Origin of the sequence: Streptomyces sp. NPDC057428, from assembly GCF_042803195.1 — a bacterium.
In the GTDB taxonomy this organism is placed as follows: Bacteria; Actinomycetota; Actinomycetes; order Streptomycetales; family Streptomycetaceae; genus Streptomyces.
Map to the genome: position 1 here is coordinate 1 of NZ_JBHVCT010000230.1, position 1307 is coordinate 1307.

Annotated in this window: 1 protein-coding gene and 1 pseudogene; one reads left to right on the plus strand and one right to left on the minus strand. The window is 67.3% G+C overall.

The genetic code is table 11. The features are described 5' to 3' along the window. Positions 1-474: 474 nt before the first annotated feature. Positions 475-1041 carry a hypothetical protein gene (locus ACFU5K_RS31930; protein ID WP_384068255.1) on the plus strand — a complete coding sequence of 189 codons (567 nt, stop codon included), beginning with the start codon at positions 475-477 and terminating at the stop codon, positions 1039-1041. Positions 1042-1140: 99 nt separating this feature from the next. Here ACFU5K_RS31930 and ACFU5K_RS31935 read toward each other — a convergent pair. After that, positions 1141-1307 (minus strand): annotated as a pseudogene (locus tag ACFU5K_RS31935) (transposase); the annotation flags it as partial.

Sequence of the window (1307 nt, forward strand, 5' to 3'; positions counted from 1 at the left end):
ATACCCCCTGCCCGAACAGCCAGATCATCTCGCCGACCGCCAAGACAACCCCGAAACGATCACTCCGGAATCAAGCCGGTGGATCCAGGCTCAGGGCCCCGGTCAAATACTCACTCAAGCCTTGCAATATGCGCACGCAATCTCCTCATTACGTCAGTGCTCGGGCCCCTTCGGCCCCCGCCACTACGGGGCATGAGACGTAGCTCGCTCACAGCAGTGGCGAGTCCGGGCAAGCCTTCTTTGTGTCCCCCTCACCCCCGACTGGTTGGCTAAACTGTTCAGTGATCGTTCTCACGCCGGCCTACGGTGAGACTGGACTCGGTCATGTCTGGCCAAATGATCTCTGCGAAGCTGAGTGCGTTGTGGCAAAGGGAGTCCCTGTTCGATGAGCAGGGACTTCTTCGTGTGCGGGGCATGGCCGCGGAGGGGTAGGGGCAGACAGCGGACGGTTTGTTGTTGATCGAGGAGGTTGCGATGCCGTCGGTGCTGGGGTTGATGGAGCGGCGCGAGGCGCGGGCGAGGCAGGAGCTGGAGTCCTGGACGGAGGTCCTGGAGCAGGCTCAGGCGGAGGTGGATGCCGCGCGGGAGCGGGTCGAGCGGGCCCGGGTGGGGCGTGAGGAGCTGGTGTCGGTGTTGGCCGAGGAGAGCGCGGTGACTACGCCGGTTTCTGTGCCGTCTGGTGGTGAGGTGGCTGCCGCTGGGGGATCGAACGGTTCAGGCCCGGTGCGTGGTGGACGGCCGCCGGTGTGGCGGCCGGGCATCGGTGAGGAGGTGCTCAGCGGCGTGTATCGGGAGGTGTTCGCCGCGGTGGTGGCCGCTTCGGGGCCGGTGAACGGGGTGGAGCTGACCCGGGCGGTGGGCCGGGAAGCGGAGATCAAGAACGAGGTGGAGAAGATCCGTCACCGTGCCTACGTGCTGGAGAAGCGGGGCTGGCTGCTGCGGGCGGAGGACGGACGGTTCACGCCGCCGCCGGGGGCAGTCGCTCGGGACGCTTCTCCGGCCAGCGCGGAGCGTCTGCGGCCAGGCGCCGGGACAGCCTGATGGTGGCGGCCCACCACACCATCTGGGCGTGGTGATCGGGGCGGCGTTCGTGGTCGCGGTTGAGGCGGCGTGAGCGGGAGAGCCAGCTAAGCTTGACGTTTAACCTCGCTGCTGTTCGTGTTCCTTGATCGTTTCGGCGCGTTTCACGGTTTTGCCGACGTCCTGGATGCAGGCCTTGTGCTGGTTGCGGCTGCCGGGCGGACGCCCAGGGCCGGGCCTGCCCGGTTTCGGTGCGGCTGTGGGACGGGCCGCCTTCCGGCGGAGGT

Coding starts and splice junctions, on each gene's coding strand:
- ACFU5K_RS31930 (WP_384068255.1), top strand. CDS start 475: ATGCCGTCGGTGCTGGGGTTGATGGAGCGGCGCGAGGCGCGGGCGAGG.